The 19554-nt window shown below is 53.9% G+C and carries 12 protein-coding genes; 7 read left to right on the top strand and 5 right to left on the bottom strand.

Annotated elements, in window-relative coordinates:
- Window positions 1–43: 43 nt before the first annotated feature.
- A complete protein-coding gene (locus tag FHS27_RS29495) occupies window positions 44–463 on the bottom strand; it encodes a TadE/TadG family type IV pilus assembly protein (protein ID WP_184309815.1) in 420 nt (139 codons plus the stop codon).
- A 591-nt stretch (window positions 464–1054) separates the two neighbouring features.
- On the opposite strand from FHS27_RS29495, the gene FHS27_RS29490 reads away from it, so the two are divergent.
- Entirely contained in the window at window positions 1055–1669 is a 615-nt protein-coding gene (locus FHS27_RS29490) for a DsrE/DsrF/DrsH-like family protein (RefSeq protein WP_184309813.1), read from the top strand.
- 13 nt (window positions 1670–1682) lie between these two features.
- Window positions 1683–4571 carry a sensor domain-containing protein gene (locus FHS27_RS29485; RefSeq protein WP_184309811.1) on the top strand — a complete coding sequence of 963 codons (2889 nt, stop codon included), beginning with the start codon at window positions 1683–1685 and terminating at the stop codon, window positions 4569–4571.
- Between the two features lie 73 nt (window positions 4572–4644).
- Here the strand turns inward: FHS27_RS29485 and FHS27_RS29480 are convergent, their stop codons facing one another.
- Window positions 4645–5034 (bottom strand): DsrE family protein, encoded by a 390-nt coding sequence (locus FHS27_RS29480; RefSeq protein ID WP_184309809.1) that lies wholly within the window; start codon window positions 5032–5034, stop codon window positions 4645–4647.
- 64 nt (window positions 5035–5098) lie between these two features.
- On the bottom strand, window positions 5099–5332 hold the full coding sequence (locus FHS27_RS29475; protein WP_184309807.1) for a sulfurtransferase TusA family protein: 234 nt from the start codon (window positions 5330–5332) through the stop codon (window positions 5099–5101).
- Window positions 5333–5989: 657 nt separating this feature from the next.
- Between FHS27_RS29475 and FHS27_RS29470 the strand changes: the two genes are divergently transcribed.
- From FHS27_RS29470 to FHS27_RS29460, 3 genes are all read left to right on the top strand, one after another.
- The gene (locus tag FHS27_RS29470) at window positions 5990–7432 is read left to right on the top strand and encodes a sugar MFS transporter (RefSeq protein ID WP_184309805.1); all 1443 of its coding nucleotides are present in this window, start codon (window positions 5990–5992) and stop codon (window positions 7430–7432) included.
- The gene (locus FHS27_RS29465) at window positions 7429–8526 is read left to right on the top strand and encodes an ROK family protein (RefSeq protein WP_184309803.1); all 1098 of its coding nucleotides are present in this window, start codon (window positions 7429–7431) and stop codon (window positions 8524–8526) included. The genes FHS27_RS29470 and FHS27_RS29465 overlap by 4 nt, the downstream gene beginning before the upstream one ends.
- 174 nt (window positions 8527–8700) lie before the next feature.
- Window positions 8701–11016 (top strand): GH92 family glycosyl hydrolase, encoded by a 2316-nt coding sequence (locus tag FHS27_RS29460; protein WP_184309801.1) that lies wholly within the window; start codon window positions 8701–8703, stop codon window positions 11014–11016.
- A 199-nt stretch (window positions 11017–11215) separates the two neighbouring features.
- On the opposite strand, the gene FHS27_RS29455 is transcribed toward FHS27_RS29460, so the two are convergent.
- The gene (locus FHS27_RS29455) at window positions 11216–15187 is read right to left on the bottom strand and encodes a PVC-type heme-binding CxxCH protein (RefSeq protein ID WP_184309799.1); all 3972 of its coding nucleotides are present in this window, start codon (window positions 15185–15187) and stop codon (window positions 11216–11218) included.
- A 348-nt stretch (window positions 15188–15535) separates the two neighbouring features.
- Window positions 15536–17032 carry a cryptochrome/photolyase family protein gene (locus FHS27_RS29450; protein WP_184309797.1) on the bottom strand — a complete coding sequence of 499 codons (1497 nt, stop codon included), beginning with the start codon at window positions 17030–17032 and terminating at the stop codon, window positions 15536–15538.
- Between the two features lie 291 nt (window positions 17033–17323).
- Between FHS27_RS29450 and FHS27_RS29445 the strand changes: the two genes are divergently transcribed.
- Together FHS27_RS29445 and FHS27_RS29440 are read left to right on the top strand one after the other, a co-directional pair.
- Window positions 17324–17905, top strand: a complete 582-nt coding sequence (locus FHS27_RS29445; RefSeq protein WP_184309795.1) for a TetR/AcrR family transcriptional regulator — start codon at window positions 17324–17326, stop codon at window positions 17903–17905.
- A gap of 259 nt (window positions 17906–18164) precedes the next feature.
- Window positions 18165–19529 (top strand): hypothetical protein, encoded by a 1365-nt coding sequence (locus FHS27_RS29440; protein ID WP_184309793.1) that lies wholly within the window; start codon window positions 18165–18167, stop codon window positions 19527–19529.
- Window positions 19530–19554 lie beyond the last annotated feature (25 nt).

Raw genomic sequence — 19554 nt, 5'->3', positions numbered from 1 at the left:
AAAACGAACCGACAGAGCGTGATGAAACCCTCGGTAAATTCAACTATGTTCTACCAGCATGAAATCCCGAAGTTATTTCCGAACAGCTCCTAAGGGTTTTCCCTTGATAGAACCACGCCCCCACGATCGCATTACTCTCAGCGCTCATACTAACGGTCGTCGTTATCGTTTCACCGAATTGCGCGTCTTTGGGGTCTGCCGGAGAGCAACTGAATTGATACCCCTCAATTTTTCGTCCCATCAAGAAGACATCACATTGGTCTTGGAGCATTCCCGCATCGACACCTGGAACAATCGCTAGCCGCGCACATTCATAGGCGGCCAGTTTCAAAGATTGCCGCAGATAAATCATTCGGCACGTTTCTAATGTCCCGAGTGAAACCGCAAGCAGTACGGGCAGGCAAACCACAAATTCAATCAGCGCAGCCCCACGTCTCGATTTGGTGCGTCGATGAGATGTCATGTTTCATGCCCGTTGTAAATATCGGAAAACGCTATCAGTAGAACTCTGGCGTAAGCTTTCAGACAATGAACGCTAGGTCACTAAAACGTGATTAATGTTCCGAAAAACACTTGCGTTAGCACTGGAGTCCTCATCGGCGAATCAAACATGCCGAATATCGCAGGTGTAAGGTTTTCCACCTTTGCGGCAAGTGAGCGATCAACAAGGTCCCCCCTCCCTGCAAAACCGAAATCGCCCGATGGAAGTAGCGATCGTGAACTCAACGACCTTCCCAGCCTCATCGGACACCTAGAAACTCGGCTCCTGTCCGCTTGAGTGATCCCACGCACGCATCACTGAATCGAAATGGTGAAACGTCTCCCAAAGGAACCGATGACGGAAGAATCGTTGCAACCAAAATCTTCGGAACATCTTCATCTTGCGCCCCCCTCCGCATTCATTTCGTTGCTGATTTTTGTCGTTGATTCGATGCCCGAATCATTCGCGACATAGTCTTGGAGTACTACTGTCCACTAAACAATCCATGCCACGGGGGCACACGAACTTAATTGTAGGGCAGATTGTTCGCATACTTATCAGACTATAAACACCATGGCCACGATTGACGTCACACTGAACCATCACCACGAAAACGCGGAAAAGCCTCAAGACTCATTTTCGGAACGTCTCGAAGACAGAATAGAGCGTCTCGAACAGGCGCTTCGACAGTGTCAGGCAACGCAAGCTGACTCGAACAAACTCAATCTATTGGTCTTTAGCGGGTACCGAGACCGCTTACTCGCATCATTCGTCATGGCCACCGGTGCGGCAGCCTGCGGAATGGAAGTGACGATGTTTTTCACTTTTTGGGGAACCGCCGCACTTCGTAAAGGCGGCCCACAGCTCGGCAAAAAATCCCTGGTCGAACGCGCATTCGGAATGATGCTTCCGAACTCGTTCAAACGTACAAAGCTCTCACAAATGGACATGGGCGGCATGGGACGATTGCTGATGGACAAGGAGATGAAGAAAAAGAACATCGCCAACCTCGACGATTTGATCGCAACCGCAGCCGAACTCGGAGTATCGATCCGAGTTTGTGAAATGTCAATGAACTTGATGGGAATCCGCCCCGAAGAGTTGATCGACTATCCCGGGCTAGAGTTCTGTGGAGTCGCAAGTTTTGTTGACGACTGCTCGTCCGCCAACACAACGCTTTCGGTCTAGGACGCTTCTCCTCATGCCGGACAACAACTCCACCGCACTCGATCTCGCGTCAACGAATACACCAAATTCATCGGTTGGCACGCCACGATCCGAACCGTCCCTCCAAGTCTCCGTCTGCGAAGACATGGTGGACGCATCCATTCTTTCGATCGATCATTTACTATCGCTCGCAAAGGCCGATGATTTAGCATCTCGGCCCTCGGCATGCATCAAATTGGTTGAGTCGATGGCCAGCTCAATGGCTCTGCTTAAAGCGGAAGTTCAACAGCGAGATGAACAACTCGAAAAGCTGACGCAAAAATCGGAAAGAATGGCTCGAGCGCAGGCCGACGCGATTGTGCACTCCGTCGAAATCATCGACGAACTGGAGATAACCAAGCGTAGCCTCGACATCGCAAGGACCGCGGCCGAGAACGCAGCACAAGACACAAAGCGACTCGCCGACACGATTTTCGAGCGAACGAACGACGCCGTCATGGTTTTTGAGAACGAAACCTGCGTTGATTGCAATGACAATACGGTCAAACTGTTCGCATGTGCTCGCGAAGAAATCGTAGGCGGGTGGCCCGATGCATTTCGGCACGCAAAACTCGAAGACGGAAATTCGGCAGATCCTAGTCTTCGATATTTATACCAAAGTGTTGACGATCGGAATTCCAAGCACGCTGAAGTACGGATGTGCGACGAAAACGGAAATCAATTTTGGTCTGAAATCAGATTCAGTTCCTTCTCCATGAGAGGAGGCGGTCACGTCCTCGTGGTTGTGCGAGACATCACAGCTCGCAAACAATTTGAAACGGAATTGTGTCGACACCGCGACTTCCTCAACAACGTCATCAGTGCCGTCCCTGATCAATTGAGTGTCCGTTCGTCCGATCATCGACTCGTCTTGGCTAACGACGCATTCTGCGAAGCTCATTCACTCACTCGGTCCGATGCAGTCGGACGCAAAATGCACGACCTCGGATTGGAATCCTATGCATTCCCCTCCGAAAACCTGCGGCATCCGATGGCTCCCGCGCATTCGAATGACGCGATTGAAGAATCCTTCGTTGCCGCAGACGGATCCAATCGTATCGCGTCGATCAAACACTCAACGTTCTCCGATGCCACCTCGGGAGAGTCCTATCTCATTGCGACATCGCGGGACATTACCGAAGACCGCCGACGAGAAGACCGCCTGCGGGTCCTAGCGAGCGTATTCAACAGCGCGTCCGAAGGTGTTGCGATTCTGTCCAGCGATGGACTCATTCGGGAAGCCAATCCGGCCTTCGTATCCATGGCGAGCAATGCGCTCGGCGTGCCGACATTGGAAGCGACCGGTCTGCTCGACGTACGGTTTTGCGATGCAATGCAGATCGATGCCGACCTGTTTGAGTCGACACTCAGTGACCTCAACTCGGGGACTCCTTGGTCCGGTAAGGCCACAGTGAAATCCGATACCAGCCGCGGGCAAGCTGTTTGGATTTCCCTCAGCCCTTCTCATTTCCGTGACACGAGCAGTGATGAAATCATTGCCTTAGTATCCGACATCACGGAACTCGAGAACAGCCAGATCGAACTCCATCGACGAGCGATGCACGACAGCTTGACGACCCTACCGAACCGAGTCTATTTCCGCGAGGAGCTTTCGCGACTAGTTAGGCTCGATCAATCACCGCACGACGGTCTTTCTGTTTGCTTCCTAGACTTAGATGATTTCAAATTAGCCAATGACTCGCTGGGGCATGCCAGTGGCGATCAGCTACTGTGTTTGGTCGGAGAGCGAATCCAAAAAAACATGGGCGATAAAACATTCGTAGCCCGGTTTGGTGGCGATGAATTCGCGCTAATCATGCAAGACAAACACCTGGCACGCGAGCAACAAGATCGCTTGCTAGACCAACTGATTCGTTCCTTCCGAGAGCCCTTTCGCCTTGACGGAGACGAAGCTCGCATCGGACTCAGCATTGGTGTGGCAAGATGCCCTGCGGACTCATCCGACGCAGATGTTCTCATGCGTAACGCCGATATCGCGATGTACGCCGCCAAAAACGCCGGGAAAAACTTAGTCCTCGAATTCACACACGAGATGCAGAATGGCGTCGACCTCCGCCATCAAGTTCAGTCAAAACTAAGAAGAGCGTTGAGCAATGGTGAAATTGACGTCTACTATCAACCAAAGATCAATGCTAGCACTCATGAACTGGTCGGATGTGAAGCACTCGCGAGATGGAAGACGAGCGATGGGCACTACATTTCGCCCGCCGAGTTCGTCCCGATCGCGGAACAAACCGGACTCGTCACGGGATTGGGTGATCTAGTTTTCGAACTCGCCGCGGAGCGAGCTGTACAATGGCATGAAGCCGGAATAATTCCGAAAATTGCCGTCAATGTCTCGCCGCATCATCTCAGACACCCACGTTTTTTGATGACGCTCGAATCAACACTTCGAAGTAGTGGTGCGAAGGCAGAGTGGTTTGAGCTGGAGATTACTGAAAACGCAATGATGGAAAATGTCGACCATGCAATCGATATGATTCGACACCTGGGGGAGATGGGATTCACGGTCGCCATTGATGACTTTGGCACTGGGTACTCTTCCTTAAGTTACCTCAAGAGCTTTCCCATTGACACGTTGAAAATCGACCTTTCCTTCATCCGAGATATATCAACCGACCCTCAGTCCGAAGCGATTGTACGGTCGATCGTTTCCCTCGGTGCTGGTTTGGGTCTTGATGTAGTTGCCGAAGGAGTCGAGTCCGTCGACCAACTTGAGATACTCGAATCCATGGGCTGCCCCATCGTTCAGGGCTACCTCATCAGTCGCCCTCTGCCCGAGAACAAATATCTCGCGTGGGTCGCCGATTGGAAACGCCAAAAACAGACACTCGGTGCGACTGCCAGTCTATGCTGTCAATGACAACTTTTGACATCGAATGATCAGTGGCGTTTGAGACGATACAACGGCCGTGTTTGCCGATGGCCGTGTCTATTTAAAATGAGATCGTAGTACCTCCGATAGCAAGATCTAACACGGTCGCAAATCCACCAATTTGGATCCCCGGAAGCGTTTTCGTTGGATACGTATCACTAGGCTTACCTGCGCTGCACGTTCGACTGCAGACGGAACAGAGAATGATTCTCCCGCCCTCCTGCAGATAGTTTTCAATCAGCTCCTCCAACGGTGGAAATCCCTGGACGGCGATTCCTAACGCACTTCCTTCGTACCCCCAAACCGCGCCGTCACTGGTCAGAAAAATCACCGTAGGCTTCGCAATGGCCAACGAAGAAACTCCGCACGAGAACGCCATGGTTGCGTTCTTACCGTTGTCCGCCTTTCCTGCCGTAAGAATGATCACCACATTCCCGTTTGACTCGCTCATACCTTGTTCAATCCTGTACTCAAAACAACACTCAGTGTGAAAAGCGGATTTGCAAACTACCTCGTCACTTGGGCGGGCCGAGTGAGATGACGGCTTTCTGTACTTCGCCGTCTGACTCGTAGCTCGTTATCTGGTGTCCCATGCGTCGTGCCCACGCTTCAACATCAGGCTTGAACGCCATGTCAGTAGCGGTTACCTCGATTTGATCACCCTCCGAGAGGGTTCGTGCGGCTTTCGTCAGTTCAACGATCGGCATCGGACAGTTCATGCCCTGGCAATTGAGGGAATGCACCTTCATTCTGAATCTCCTCACTCTTGGGTAGTTCGTGCGCCGAACAGATTGGAATCCTTCTCATCGCGATATCGCATCCATCGGACAAAGGGAATCCACAGAACAGTCGGAATCGACAAATTGAGACGGTAACATCGATTATGCACAAAAATCGCTTTAACGACTCGATTTCATGCCGCTCAAAAGGTAAATCGCTGGCAAGCGTCTGGCGTTGACATCCCCGAGTTCACGATCCCCCCACTTCATGCCGGGCGACTCGAGACGTCACGTTCAGCACACCTTCTGGACAAAACCGTATCCTCAACGGGCCTGAAAAGCGAACAGAGATCGGCGCCCGTACGATCGTATCGCCCGCCCGCAGCGTGACCTCTGAGCCCGCCAGCAAATCACACGAGGTTCCGCTTCCAATCCCTTTCCAGGGAAACTCACTAGCGGAGAAGAGGCGGTCCTTCTGCGACAAAATAAACGCGTATGGGTGCCGCATTACTCAATAGACCATGCTATCGTCGCCAAATCTCAGATGCTATGCTTTTGGCCTTCTCCAAATCCATAGGGGGCCGGCGTTCCAGCCTGACCGACGCTTCGATCAGGTTTCAAATGAAAAGCGTCGTTTAGCCCGATCAGCGGAAATTCCACACATCACAGGTTTTTGATAGGGCCGCGATGACAACCAACGAAGCGACACCAGACTACCGCAAGCCATTCATCACGATCACGATGCTGTTTTTCCTTTGGGGATTCATCACGGTCATGAATGACGTGCTGATCCCCTATCTGAAGGACAGTTTCGACCTCAGCTATTTCCAAGCCGGCCTCGTTCAGTTTGCCTTCTTCGGGGCGTTCTTCTTTGTCTCGCTGGTCTATTACTTCGTCTCGCTATCGAGTGGCGACCCCATCAACCGGATCGGCTACAAGTTCAGTATCATCGTGGCGCTGCTGATCTGCGGACTAGGATGCGCCATGTTCTATCCGGCGGCTGAATTCCAGGCCTATCCGTTCTTCCTCGGCGCGTTATTCCTACTCGCCACAGGCGTGACACTTCTACAAATTGCTGCAAACCCCTACGCGGCCATCTTGGGAAAGCCTGAAACCGCATCGAGCCGTTTGAACCTAGCACAAGGTGTCAATTCGCTCGGCACAACGATCGCACCGATCGCCGGCGGGTTGTTGCTCTACAAAGTGTTTGCGACCGACGGTGAAGTCACAATCGACTCGATCAAAATCCCGTACCTGATCTACGGTTCCCTTTTTGTTCTCTTGGCAGTCATCGTTTGGCGAAGCCACCTGCCGAGTTTTACCAAAGACGACGAAGGCTCCAGCAGCAGTCTCGGCGCGCTGCAATTTCCTCACCTGCGTTTCGGGATGATTGCGATCTTCATGTACGTCGGAGGTGAAGTCGCCATCGGCAGCTACCTGATCAACTTCATGAAGCACGAAGACATCATGGGTCTTCCCGAGTCAACCGCGAGTATTTATCTCGCATACTACTGGGGCGGCGCGATGATCGGTCGCCTCTGCGGTGCAATTTCCCTGAGCGACATCGCGAGCCAATCCAAGAAATACGGGGCGATGATCGCAACCGCGGTAGTCGTGTTTTTCGTTGTCTACTTCGTTACCGCGATCCGGTTAGATGACGGAGTGTTCACGATGGCCTTCATGACACCGAGCCAAGTCGCGCCGTTCTTCCTGTTGATCGCCCTCAATTTTCTTGCTTTCGTGTTCGGACAAGGCAACGCCGCTCGCGCGTTGTGGGTGTTCTCGCTTTCCATGATCGTTCTACTCAGCATCGCGGCCTTCACCGGCGGATCGCTCGCGTTTTGGGCCGCTCTCGGTACCGGACTTTTCAACTCGATCATGTGGTCCAATATCTTTACATTGGCCATCAAGGATCTGCGGCAACATACGTCACAGGGATCGTCGCTGTTGGTCATGATGATCGTCGGTGGAGCAATCGTGCCGCTGATCATGGGCGCCGCCGCTGACCGAATCGGCATTCAACTCGCGTTTGCAGTTCCAATCGTTAACTACGTCTATATCGCGTTTTATGGTCTGATCGGCCATCGCCATGTCGCCGTCGCCGATGATCAACCGGAGCTGGCCGCATGAACGACGATCGAATCGTTTTAACCCTCGATGCCGGCGGAACGAACTTCGTTTTCTCTGCAATCGACGGCGGCGGCGAAGTCGTCGAACCGGTTCGCTTGCCCGCCGAAACCAAAGATCTGACGAGAAGTTTGACGACGATCGTCGACGGATTCACACAGGTCACGCAAGCTTCGCCTCGGCCCCCCGTCGCGATCAGCTTTGCTTTTCCAGGCCCCGCAGACTATCCACGCGGGATCATCGATAACGTAGGCAACCTGCCGGCGTTCGCCGGTGGTGTCGCATTGGGCCCCTATCTCGAGGAACAGTTCCGCCTGCCGACGTATATCAACAACGACGGCGACCTCTTCGCCTATGGCGAAGCGATCCGCGGCCTACTACCTGCGGTCAACGAGATGCTCGAGAAAGCAGACAGTCCCAAACGATACCGGACTCTATTCGCCGTGACCCTCGGCACGGGACTCGGTGGCGGGCTGGTACATAACGGTGAACTGTTCATCGGGGACAATTCAAACGCGGCCGAAGTTTGGCTGCTCCGAAATCGGCTCCACCCGGAGTGCTTTGCCGAAGAAGGAGCCTGCATTCGTGCCGTACGCGGCAGCTACGCACGCATCACGGGCACTTCGCTCTCCGACGCACCGACGCCCCAAGAAATCGCATCAATCGCCGAAGGCCAATCGCCCGGCGACAAATCTGCCGCGATCACATCGTTCACCGAAATGGCACAAGTCGTCGGTGACGCACTGGCCAACGCCATGACTTTGCTCGACGGACTCGTCGTGATCGGGGGCGGAATCGCCAACGCCCATCACATCTTCATGCAACCGCTCATTGATGAGATGCAGGGACGTATCCGAACGTACGACGGACGCGAGATGGCCCGAATCGTTCAAAAAGTCTTTAACCTCGAATGCGAAGAACAGACTAAATCATTCGTGGCCGGGGCGAACAAAACGATCACGGTCCCCGGCAGCAATCGCCCGCTCTCTTACGACCCGATGAAACGCATCGGTATCGGAGTCAGCCGGTTGGGCACCAGCACCGCGGTCTCGGTCGGCGCCCACGCCTTCGCACTCAATGCGATCGATTCCCAATAGAGCTTCCGTTCCGACTAAACTGCGGAAAAGCAAGCCGTTGCGCAGTCGACACCCGCGTCGCTGCCGAGCGAATGGGTTCGCTCCTCTGCACCTCCGGCGCCGACTCGACGCACACACGAACAACGCGGCCGCAATCTGCGAGTAAAACAACACCACGATAGAGAGACGCCCCGAATGGCATTCAAGACTCACACGCTGATCATCGCAACATTATTAGGCTGTCTGATCCCGGGCGGCCTCTTCGCCCAAGCACCTGTCGATTGGGTGGATCCGTTGATCGACACGCACGAATCGCGTTGGTTCTATTTCAACTCCGCCTCACGCCCATTCGGCCTAGTCAACCTCAGCCCGGATACCCAAACCAAAGGATCATGGAAATCGGGCTACCTCTACGGTGACCAATCGATTCGATGCTTCAGCCACATTCATGCATGGCAACTCTCTGGCATTCCCGTCATGCCCATCGTCGGTGAAATGACTGGGCACCAAGGAATGGACGTCTATCAGTCGGAGTTTTCCCACGACGATGAAACTGTCGAAGCGGGTTATCACAAAGTCGTGTTGAAAAAATATGGCGTTACCGCCGAACTGACTTCAACCGTCCGAACCGGATTCCACCGCTACACCTATCCGACCACCTCCGACGCGTACGTCCTTTTCGACGTCGGCGCCATGTTAGGACACGGACCGACCGTCGAAGCCGAAGTCAGCAAAATCAATGAACGCGAAATCGCGGGCATGAGTCTGATGAAAGGGACGTCACGTCGCAAAAAAGACACACCCATCTTCTTCGTGGCGAGGTTCAGCGAACCGATCACCTCGTTCGGCGGATGGCAAAACGAGAAAATCGAAGACGTCACGGACTCCATTGCAGGCGAGGAGATCGGAGCGTTTGTTCGATTCGACACCAACGCCGACACGCCACTCTTGATGAAAGTCAGCATCAGCTACACGTCGGTCGATGGCGCACGGAAAAACCTAGACGCGGAGCTTCCTCACTGGGACTTTGACAAGGTAGTCAGTGAATCCAAAGACGACTGGAACTCACGCCTATCGCGAGTCGAAGTCGAAGGCGGTACGGACGCGCAGAAGACAAAACTCTACACCGATCTTTGGCGATCGATGCTCGGACGACGGATCGTCAGCGACGCCGACGGCGCGTACTGCGACATGACGACCGACGAGCGTCGAGTGCTCAACGTCCCTACCGACGCCGAAGGCAAACCCGCGTTCAACATGCACAACTTTGACGCTTGGTGGGGCAGCCATTGGAGCCTCGATATTCTCTGGCCGTTGGTTTGCCCTGACGTATATAGCGACATCTGCAACACCTCGATTCAGATGTACCAAAACGGAGGCCTAATTCCTCGCGGCCCCTCCGGAGGCAACTACACCTTCGTCATGATCGGCGACTCTGCTGCGCCCGCGATCACATCCGCCTACGCCAAGGGCATCCGCGATTTCGATGTGGAACTCGCCCTCGAAGGACTGGTCAAAAACACCGGCCCCACCGGTGGTCGCTACTACGGCGGATACGCAAAACAACCAACACCTGCGGCTTATAAAGAATATGAATCCAAAGGCTACATTTCGTGGGGTAATTCTCTTTCGGGTGGACACGGCAAAGCCGTCACCAGCCTCACGCTCTACAACGCCTACCACGACTGGTGCATCGCCCAAATGGCGAAAGACCTCGGCCAAGAAGACATCTACCATAAGTTCATCAAAGGCTCGCAAAACTATCGCCACGTGATCTGGCCCGAAAAGCAGTCCGCTTGGGTACGAGAAGCCGACGGCAGTTGGATGAAGAATTTCAAACCGCGAGAAATGCGTTTCGAACAGGACGGATTCTGCGAAACCAGTGCTGCGGTCACCACGTTCTACGTTCCCCACGATCCGATGGGACTCGCCGAGTTACTCGGTGGCCCCGACGCTGCCGCTAAGAAACTCAACGACCAATTCGAAGCCTCCGTCGAGGAACGCTTCCACCTGCGTGGCCGCAGCCATGGCAACGCCTTCGTTGATTATGCCAACCAAGACGGGACAGGCATGGCGCACTACTTCAACCGCATCGGATTCCCGTGGCTGAGCCAAAAATGGGTGCGTGCCGTCCAAAGTGCCACCTTCAGCGGAACGGATCCTTACAGCGGATACAATGGCGACGAAGACCAAGGGCAAATGGGAGCGCTGAGCGCATTACTCGCACTCGGCCTATTCCAGTTTGATGGTGGTTCAGGCATCGATCCAAAATATGACCTCACCGCCCCGATCTTCGACAAGGTGACCCTCAAACTCAGCCCTGACTACTACGGAGGAAACACGGTCACGATCGTGACTCAAAACCAGTCCGCCGAGAACGTCTACATCCAATCTGCGACCTGGAATGGAGAGCCGCACAACACGTGCTGGCTCTCTCACCACGACTTGATCCAGGGCGGTGTGCTCGAACTCAATCTCGGCAGCGAACCCAACAAGTCCTGGGGAAAATAGCTGCACTGCAGGGCTGTTTCGAACCGAAACCGAGTTCGAAGAAACCTCTAGGAAACCGAAACACGCTGACGAGCGTGATAGCATTTCATAGACGACGCACCCGAAACGCAGCCACGTCGTCCTGAACGTAACGCTCCGTCCTGCGACGGAGGCTACGTCTCTTTTCAAATCGCTCTAAACCGACGCGACTTCGCGATCACTAATTCTTGATCTTCGCCTGCTTCTTCAATCGGTTCAGTTTCGACGGGCCACCCTCGTTGATTTCCATCACGAAGCGAGCGAGATCCAAAAACTCTTCTCGGGTTTGCAATGTGTTTGCCAATCCGATCGGCATCGTCGAAGTCGTTGACTTGATCACGTCTTCAACGTCGTCCATCGGAATCACCCGCGGCTTGCCTTGGTCAGCCGAAATACTCAGGGTGATGTTGTCATCCGTTTCTTCAACCAGGAACCCCGACAGGATTGCCCCGTCGACCGTTATCACGTTCACCGTTTGATAACCGGCGAGAATCTTTTCAGATGGTTTCAAAATGGATTCGACCAAGTGTTCGTCTGTGATGTCTTTGCGAGCCGTCGTCAAATTTGGCCCGAGTTGATACCCCTCACCAACATCATGACATGTCGCACACCCGGTCTTCTCCCAATAGAAGAGCTTGGCACCACGCAGCACATCGCCATGCTCGCGAATACCACGTACCAAATCCGCAATCGGCTCGGCAAGTAATTCCTTCTCGAGTTCGCTAGCGGCGATATCTTCCTCGATTAGCTCCGGCCGACTGCCTTCCTCGAAGGGATGCATTTCCAACAACTCTTCAGGACTGTAGAAGCGTTGCCGATCTTCCGTCGCCGCACGAATACGTTTGACGTCTTCGAGCGATACTTCGTCTGCGTCATTGCCCCAACTGTTGCGTACATACGTCAGCACACTTGCAATCTCCGCGTCCGAAAACATGTTACCGATCGCCGTCATCGGCGGCACACCTTGATTGGGCTCGAAGACTTTGCCGCGAACGCGGATCTTGCCCCAAATTCCGTGCAACGTCAGCTTAATCAGTCGCTCTGGGTCTCCGTTCACCCATTCGCTACCCGCGAGTGGCGGATAGATCCGAACGATCCCCTCGCCATTGTCGCGGTGACACGCATAACACGACCCCTCTTCAAAGAAGACTTGTTGGCCGAGGGCATACTTTCGTGCAAAGTCTTTGTCCTTGAATTTCTTTGACTTCGTTCGGTAATCCTTCGGCTTCATCGCCCCTTCTAATTTCCCGGCGAGCAACTGATCGTACTCCACCAACAAATCATCGGGTTGGAACGACTTCTCCTTCACCAGCTGCTCAACATCGGACTTCATCAGCAACATTGCGGCGTTGAGCGCATTGCGGATCCAGCGGTCCGTTTTGTAGGACGCCACCGTCAACAAAACCTCCGCGCCCGGTTTTCCGCTCAGCCATGATCCGGCGGAAAGAGCCTCCAATCGAACACGAGGATGCTCATCCTTGGCTGCCGTTAACAGATACGTTTCCGGATGATCCAACAGGTGTAGACAGTGTCGAACCACACGAACCGCGGCCGATCGCACGCGATGATCTTGTGCCTGCAAACATTGATCGATCAACGCAGTGGACGGTTCCTGTTGTCCCCATGTCGCCCACAAGGATTCCAAAACCAAACGTTCGTCGCTCGCGTTTTCATTCGCAAAAGCCATCGCGGCATCGAGCACCGCCTGTTTATCGCGACCTCGTAATTCCCGGTGCGATCGCTTGCGTGCGTTCACTTCCGGCAATTTCATATTCTCGAACAGCTGGCCGATTTCAGCCCCCGCGATCGTGGGCGGATCGACGAGGGGACGGTCGGTCGCCGTAATTTGGTAGATTCGCCCGTACTCCGAATTACGCATCGGATCACGTGCACTGTGCTGCATGTGTCCGATCAACGTGTTGTGCCAGTCGATGAAATACAAACTCCCGTCCGGGGCGATCTCCAGATCGCATGGGCGGAAGTTTCCGTCCGATGATTGGATCAGATCCTGGCGAAACTTGCCTTTGATTTCGACACCGTCTTCGATCGTCTTGTATTGCTTGATCCCAAGGAACCCGATCGTGTTGGCGTACAAGTAATCGCCCTGAACTTCGTCCGGAAAGTGACTGCTGTAGAGGAACTCGGATCCCGAGGTGGGACGAGCGTGGTGTTCGTAATTGAACTTCGAAACCTTGGGAATTTCCGCTGAATGCGGCATCTTGATCGAATAGCCCAACATCCAATACTGCGCACCGCCGGACGCGTCGTTCACGAACGTCTGTCCGTATTCATCATGAGCGACGCCCCAAGGATTCGACACGTCCGATTGCATGACACGTTCTACCTTCCACGAACTCGGATCAAATCGCCAGATCCCGCCGTCCGTCATCCGCTGCGGTCCCCAAGGCGTTTCCACCTGCGAGTGCAAGAAACGACCTTCACACATGTAGATTCCACTACCATGATCGGAATCAAATGCCGAAATCGCATGGTGCGTGTCGTGCGGATCAAAACCATCGAGCAAGTACTCCATTTTGTCCGCGTGGTCGTCACCATCGGTGTCTTTCAACAGAACCAAGAACGGTTCCTGCGAGAGATAAACGCCTTCGGGAGCCAACTCGAATCCGATCGGCATGTGCAACCCATCGGCAAACACGATCTCCTTGTCCGCGCGGCCATCCCCGTCGGTATCCTCGTAAATCAAAATCATGTCATTCGGTTTCGAGTCTCCCGGTTTGTAGTGCGGGTAACTCGGCAGCGTTGAAACCCACAACCGACCCCGATTGTCAAACCGCATCTGTGCGGGGTTACCTAGATTCGGAAAGTCCTGCTCCGACGCGAACAACGAAACGTCGTAACCTTCCGGCAACGTGAACGTTTCCATCGCTTCTTTTTCGGCGTTCAAGAAATCCGGCGTACCGTTCTTTTCGCTTAGCCGAAAGTTGGTTTCCACCGACGACAAAGGACGCGTGATCGAGTCGTCGACCTCGAGCGTCGACGACTTCCCTTGAGCGATCGCCCAAACGTTCCGGTCACGCAGAACCGTCATTTGACGAATCTTCTCAATTTCTTCGGGGTAGTTGAAATTACCGTAGGGAGCCCATCGCCGTCCGTACGCGTGGACACCATTGAGCATTCGATAGTCGTTTCTCCAAAACCACGCTTTGTCTTGCACGGCTCGATACAACAATGAACCGGACTGGCCGGTCTCAGAATCCGCACCGAACAATTGGCTCATCAGGACCGGGGCGAGCTTTCGATAGCCCGCGTCGGACAGATGCACACCGTTGATTGTCAGCGATTGATCCGCCCCCTCGAACCACTGCATTGTCGGCGTGAAGAGGTCAACGAAGCCAACTTGTTTCTCTTTCGCGACTTCACCCACGGCATCCGCATAGGCTTTCAAAATCGCATTCCGCTGGCCGGCGTCGGGCAGGTTAAATTGCCGGAGTTGCTGCATCGCGATGGGAGTCGCCAACACGAGACGTGGCGACTGAGCGGCGTTTCGCTCATACGACCGCGACAGCGTATGATCGACGAAGGCACGTAGTTCGTTCTTGAAATTCTCGATGCCCTCCATGCCGTCAAAGGACTCGTTGAATCCGAAAAACGCCACGATCGTGCTTGCTTTGACAATCGTCAGCCACTCGTCCGGTTTCGGATAATGCCCTTCACCAAGGTGAGCTTGAATCTCAGGGTGAAACTTGTCTCCCCCCGGAAACGCCCAAGGATCTTTGTTACCAGCCTCCGGACGGTAAGCCGGCGTGTGTCCCGGAAATCCCATGTTGCGGAACGTCAACTCGAGATCGGGGTACTGCTGATAAAGTGCCGTTTCAAAGTGGTTGAACAACTCCATTCGCGACGCCAACGTGTTCCCCAAAAACACGAGCGACTCGCCTTTGCGAGGTTTCAGCGGCAGCGTCGTTGGAGAAGCCTTACCATCAACGGGAACCGGTTGCAAATACTCAGGCCGCACCCGTTTCTGTTGCTGGATTTCCGCGTCGGTGACGGTGGTGATCACATCGGGGACAACGCCGTCATCCAAATCGCCGCCCTCGGCAACGGCACAAGAAACGGAGACGGCCAAACTAACCGACACCAAAGAGAAACGGGCAAGACACCAAAAACTGCTGTATAGAGAAACTAGTTTCATATGCTTTTCGTACTGGACCTTGCCGACCGTGATTGGTAGCAGACAAGGCGTATAGAGGTGGGAAGGGAAGGTGGGACGCGAATGGAGCCTCATTGTAGTTAAGAAGCCCACCCCCGTGACCATCACATTGTGTCCGTTTCGCCTCCGTTGGCAACACGCGTCGACTCGGAAGCTGCGCCAGTTCAACAAGAAGCGACAATAATCAGACAAGATGATGTTTACCAAACACCGATCCGACGTGATCCGAGACGAAGCAAGCATGATTGCACTCGCGTGAAAAACGCAGCCTCGAATCAACATGTCGACGCGCAACCGACGCCCATCGACCAACGACATGCCGGTCCACCGCTAACGTATCGTCGCCAGAAAACCTTCCGCGTTCGCGATGTGCTGATTCCGCTTATCCTCATCCATTTTCTTAGCCATGCTGCACATCATTGCCCATCGTGAATTCTTCGACAGCTCGTCGGCGTGATTCCAAATCCATCGCCAGTACAACCCGTCCCATACCTCGCACCAAGGCCCACGCGGATAGTGACTCATTTTACGAATGTACGATGATCCCGAAAAATACGGTTTGGTCGTAATCACGCCACCAGCCGCATCTTGGCTCATTCCGTAAACGTTCGTCACCATCACCCAGTCATAGCTATCGATGAACATCTCCATGAACCAAAGATAAACGTCGTCGGGATCGATTTCGCAAAGAAACATGAATCCGCCCAAAACCATCAACCGCTCGATATGGTGACAGTAGCCGGTTTTCAGAATGCGACGAATCGTATCGTCAATCGGATCGATTCCTGTCGACCCGTCGTAGAAACAATCCGGCATCGCGCGGCGATGACGCCAGTGGTTCGTCGTTCGCATCGACACACCGAGATCTTCGTAAGTGGCCCGCATGAATTCCCGCCATCCCACGATCTGCCGCACGAAGCCCTCGAGTGAATTGACAGGTACGTCATTCTTCTCGGCGAACCGTATCGTCGCATCGATCACTTCGGAGGGTGTCAACAACCCGACATTGAGAGCGGGCGTCAAGACACTGTGCCACAACCAAGACTCGCCTTCCACTATCGCATCTTCATACGCACCGAAATTTGCAAAACGCTTCGCCAAAAAGTGCTCTAACCACTCGCGTGCGGACTCATGCGACGTCGGATAGTAAAGCTCGCCTAATTGACCGGGGTTTTCGGGATACGCCTGCTTAACGTACTCACGTGCGTTGGTGTCAAACTCGTCTCGAGCTAATGCCAGGTTTTCAGGAATCGTGCTGAGTAGCTTCTTCGGCACCTTCTTACGGTTCTCTTCATCGAAACTCCACTGACCACCAACCGGTTCACCGTCTTCCATCAAGAGATCGAGTCGTTGCCGTTGCCACTTGTAGAAGTCGGCCATGTACCACCGCTTCTTCCCGTCTCGATATTCCTGATTCTCTTCGGTCGTGTTGAGAAACCCCGGGTTAGGCAGGAAACGACAATGCACTCCATGCTTGTCGCAAGCGGCCAACAATCGTTTCTCGACGAGAAAGTCGGTCGGTTGCACCACACACAGCTCCTCGCCTTTCCCAAACGATCCCTTGATAAACTGAAGCAAGTCCGCCGTCGTTTGGTACGTATCAGGACGGTGCTCGATATACTGAGTCTCAAAACCTCGCGATCGCAAGCTTGACTCGTATCGCTTCATCGTTGCACGGTGCAGCCACAATTTTTGCTTATGAAATTGAGCAGGATGGTGCTGGTCCCCGAAGAACAACGAATGCTCAAACAGCACAATTCGTTGTGGCCCCAGCTCGACACCGGGATGCACGTCGAAGAGCTGGTTAGGAAGGATCAACAATTGCACGACGCGGAGGCCTCTCGTCTCGCAGACTTTTATAAATAGGTGGATTCAGTCAGACCGAATTGTACCCGTCGAGCAAGTCGCCTCCCGACCACCCGTTTTTCGCGTCAACGAATCTCGCGAGTTTACTTTCTCGATTGCATTTGAAGAGACAACGTCGCGCGTCTGGCACTCGACGCATCTGCAACGCACTTCGCGTTCTGTCCTCTTGCAACGCCCGTTTTTTGACCAAAAGGTCCAAACAGGCTAGAATAGTAAAATTCGCATAACGAGAATTGCACGCTAGGAAACGCAATGCCCTGGGAAAAGTCTTTTGACGAATCCGATGTAGTTGAAAAAACGATGCAAGTGTTCTGGAAAAAGGGATACGCCGCAACATCCATCTCCGACATCCTCGACGTCACCGGCATCAAACGCGGCAGTCTCTACAACGCGTTCGACGGCAAAGACGATTTGTTCATGCGTGGACTACTGAAGTATGACGCGGAACAACGACGGTCCATGATGCGAGAACTGGAGTCTGTCGACGATCCTCGGGAAGCGATCTCGATGTTCTTCGATTTCATCGTTCGACGTTCGAACTCGGATTCCGATCAGAAGGGCTGCTTCTTGGTCAACACGTCGCTGGAGTTTTCGCAGCACAGTGAAGCGGTCCAGAAAGTCGTCACCGATGCATTCAAAGAAATCTCTGCCTTCTTCGAGAAGCAAATCAAGCGAGGCCAGGAAGGCGGCAGCATCCCCGATACGATCTCACCTCGTGAGACCGCCAAGGCTCTCGTGGCCTCGCTCGTCGGCATCCGAGTCATGGGCAGAGGCACATTTGGCAAAGCCGCTCTCCAACAAATCGCCGACCAAGCCAAACGGCTGATCGCGTGACAGATTGATTTGAGAGCTGAAATAGCGAGAGCGATCGTGGCGGGCACAACGAGAAGATCGTCACGATCGTTGGACCGGTTATTGCCCTGTCCCTATCGGTCAACTCGCAATTCGCTGACACTTTGTCCACGTTTCCTGGGTGGTTTCACCGCTCTCCTCTAGAAACTCGTCACCCCGGTTTGATAAGTTCCGATCGGCGCACGTGGAACCGCGTTGGAGACCACGCCGACCGTCACGCACCCTCGGGACAATGCGAGCGATGAACGACTATCAAGATCAACCGGGCGGTGGATTCAGTAGTGTTGGGGGATACGACGACATCGCCGGATCTCAAGCCGAAGAACAGCGGCGAATGCAGGAAGACGAGCTGAATCGTCAAAGAATGGAACAAGCGGCGAACGACGCCGCTGCGGCCGCCGCACAAGCCGAGACAGAAAATTTACCTCGGCAACCAAGTTCAAACGCGGGCAGCAACAACAATCACCACAGCAGCTCACGTCAATCAACGACTCGCACGCAGAAACGGAAACCTGCTTCAGCGAAGAGTCCGCCTCCAGCCACGGCGAGCGAGATCAATACCGGATTCGCGATCCTCGGATTCGTCTTGGCTGGAATCTGGGGAATGGGACTGCTCGAAGGTGACGGCCGCTGGTTCAGCGGCTTAGTCGTCGGACTGATCGGAGCACACGTCGCGGGCTATTACCACAAGGTATTGATCGCGGCAGGATTGGTTGGTGGGTGTTGGTGGATTTTGTATCACTATGACGCGTCGAGTTCGATGCACGCTACCTCAACAGACGCGGTAGCAGCGACCACTTCCCACGAGACAATTTCCAAACCTTCAATCCCTATCGCTTCGACTATCAAAACACCGGTCGAGGCATTTGCCGAGACGACCGTCGCACAAACTTCAGAACAAGAAGTCGCTGCACGCTTTCCCTATCCGCCGAAGCCCAGCCTGTTGCTAAGGCCGCACCAGAACTTCACGACCGATCCAACGCGGATGCGTGAGTTTCAGGACATGATGTTTGACTACGAATCCAAGACGGGAAAATCCTTTCTTACCGATCATCGGTCAATGAAGCCAGTTTCCCTCGTTCGGTATGACTACGTCTCTCGATACGGTGACGGCGAACTGCTGGAAGGGCAGCTGCCCATTCCGGAGCTCTCTGCCATTGAAGGCGTGTGGGATTACAGCGGTCCCCAATTGTGGGAATTGGACTTGAAAGCAACGGTCGATCAACACTTTCTCTTTCGAACCAAGTCCCCCGACGGACGCGTCCGAGAGGGCGTCTTTCGGACCTATTCCGGCGACGGCCTTTGTTACCACCCCATGTCGAGACCGTTTTCAAAGGACGGCCGACAACACGAAAATTTCCAAACACCCGTCCAAGGCGGAGAGGTCTGGAGAGAATTCGTTCGGTCGGTATATACAGCCAAAACGGACGCCGAACTCCTCTCGCTCGACCCCATCAATCTCGCGATCGCACAGACCCACCGAAACATTGCCAAACAAAAAGCAATCCACGAAGCACAACTGCAACTGATCGACCGCCAACGAGCAGCAACTCTCCCGCTCGTACAAGCGGCCTGGCGCATGCATTCAACACAAACAAAACGATAGCCTCACGACAAACGGAAGCCCCTCC

The sequence above is a fragment of the Aporhodopirellula rubra genome, from assembly GCF_014192335.1.
Classification (GTDB): Bacteria; Planctomycetota; Planctomycetia; order Pirellulales; family Pirellulaceae; genus Rhodopirellula; species Rhodopirellula rubra.
The sequence above is the reverse complement of the archived record's forward strand: the minus strand, read 5'-3'. Positions and strand labels throughout refer to the sequence as shown.

What these genes read in the sequence shown, in the direction of transcription:
- FHS27_RS29495 (WP_184309815.1), bottom strand. Translation starts at nt 463, where the DNA reads ATGACATCTCATCGACGCACCAAATCGAGACGTGGGGCTGCGCTGATT.
- FHS27_RS29490 (WP_184309813.1), top strand. Translation starts at nt 1,055, where the DNA reads ATGGCCACGATTGACGTCACACTGAACCATCACCACGAAAACGCGGAA.
- FHS27_RS29485 (WP_184309811.1), top strand. Translation starts at nt 1,683, where the DNA reads ATGCCGGACAACAACTCCACCGCACTCGATCTCGCGTCAACGAATACA.
- FHS27_RS29480 (WP_184309809.1), bottom strand. Translation starts at nt 5,034, where the DNA reads ATGAGCGAGTCAAACGGGAATGTGGTGATCATTCTTACGGCAGGAAAG.
- FHS27_RS29475 (WP_184309807.1), bottom strand. Translation starts at nt 5,332, where the DNA reads ATGAAGGTGCATTCCCTCAATTGCCAGGGCATGAACTGTCCGATGCCG.
- FHS27_RS29470 (WP_184309805.1), top strand. Translation starts at nt 5,990, where the DNA reads ATGACAACCAACGAAGCGACACCAGACTACCGCAAGCCATTCATCACG.
- FHS27_RS29465 (WP_184309803.1), top strand. Translation starts at nt 7,429, where the DNA reads ATGAACGACGATCGAATCGTTTTAACCCTCGATGCCGGCGGAACGAAC.
- FHS27_RS29460 (WP_184309801.1), top strand. Translation starts at nt 8,701, where the DNA reads ATGGCATTCAAGACTCACACGCTGATCATCGCAACATTATTAGGCTGT.
- FHS27_RS29455 (WP_184309799.1), bottom strand. Translation starts at nt 15,187, where the DNA reads ATGAAACTAGTTTCTCTATACAGCAGTTTTTGGTGTCTTGCCCGTTTC.
- FHS27_RS29445 (WP_184309795.1), top strand. Translation starts at nt 17,324, where the DNA reads ATGCCCTGGGAAAAGTCTTTTGACGAATCCGATGTAGTTGAAAAAACG.
- FHS27_RS29440 (WP_184309793.1), top strand. Translation starts at nt 18,165, where the DNA reads ATGAACGACTATCAAGATCAACCGGGCGGTGGATTCAGTAGTGTTGGG.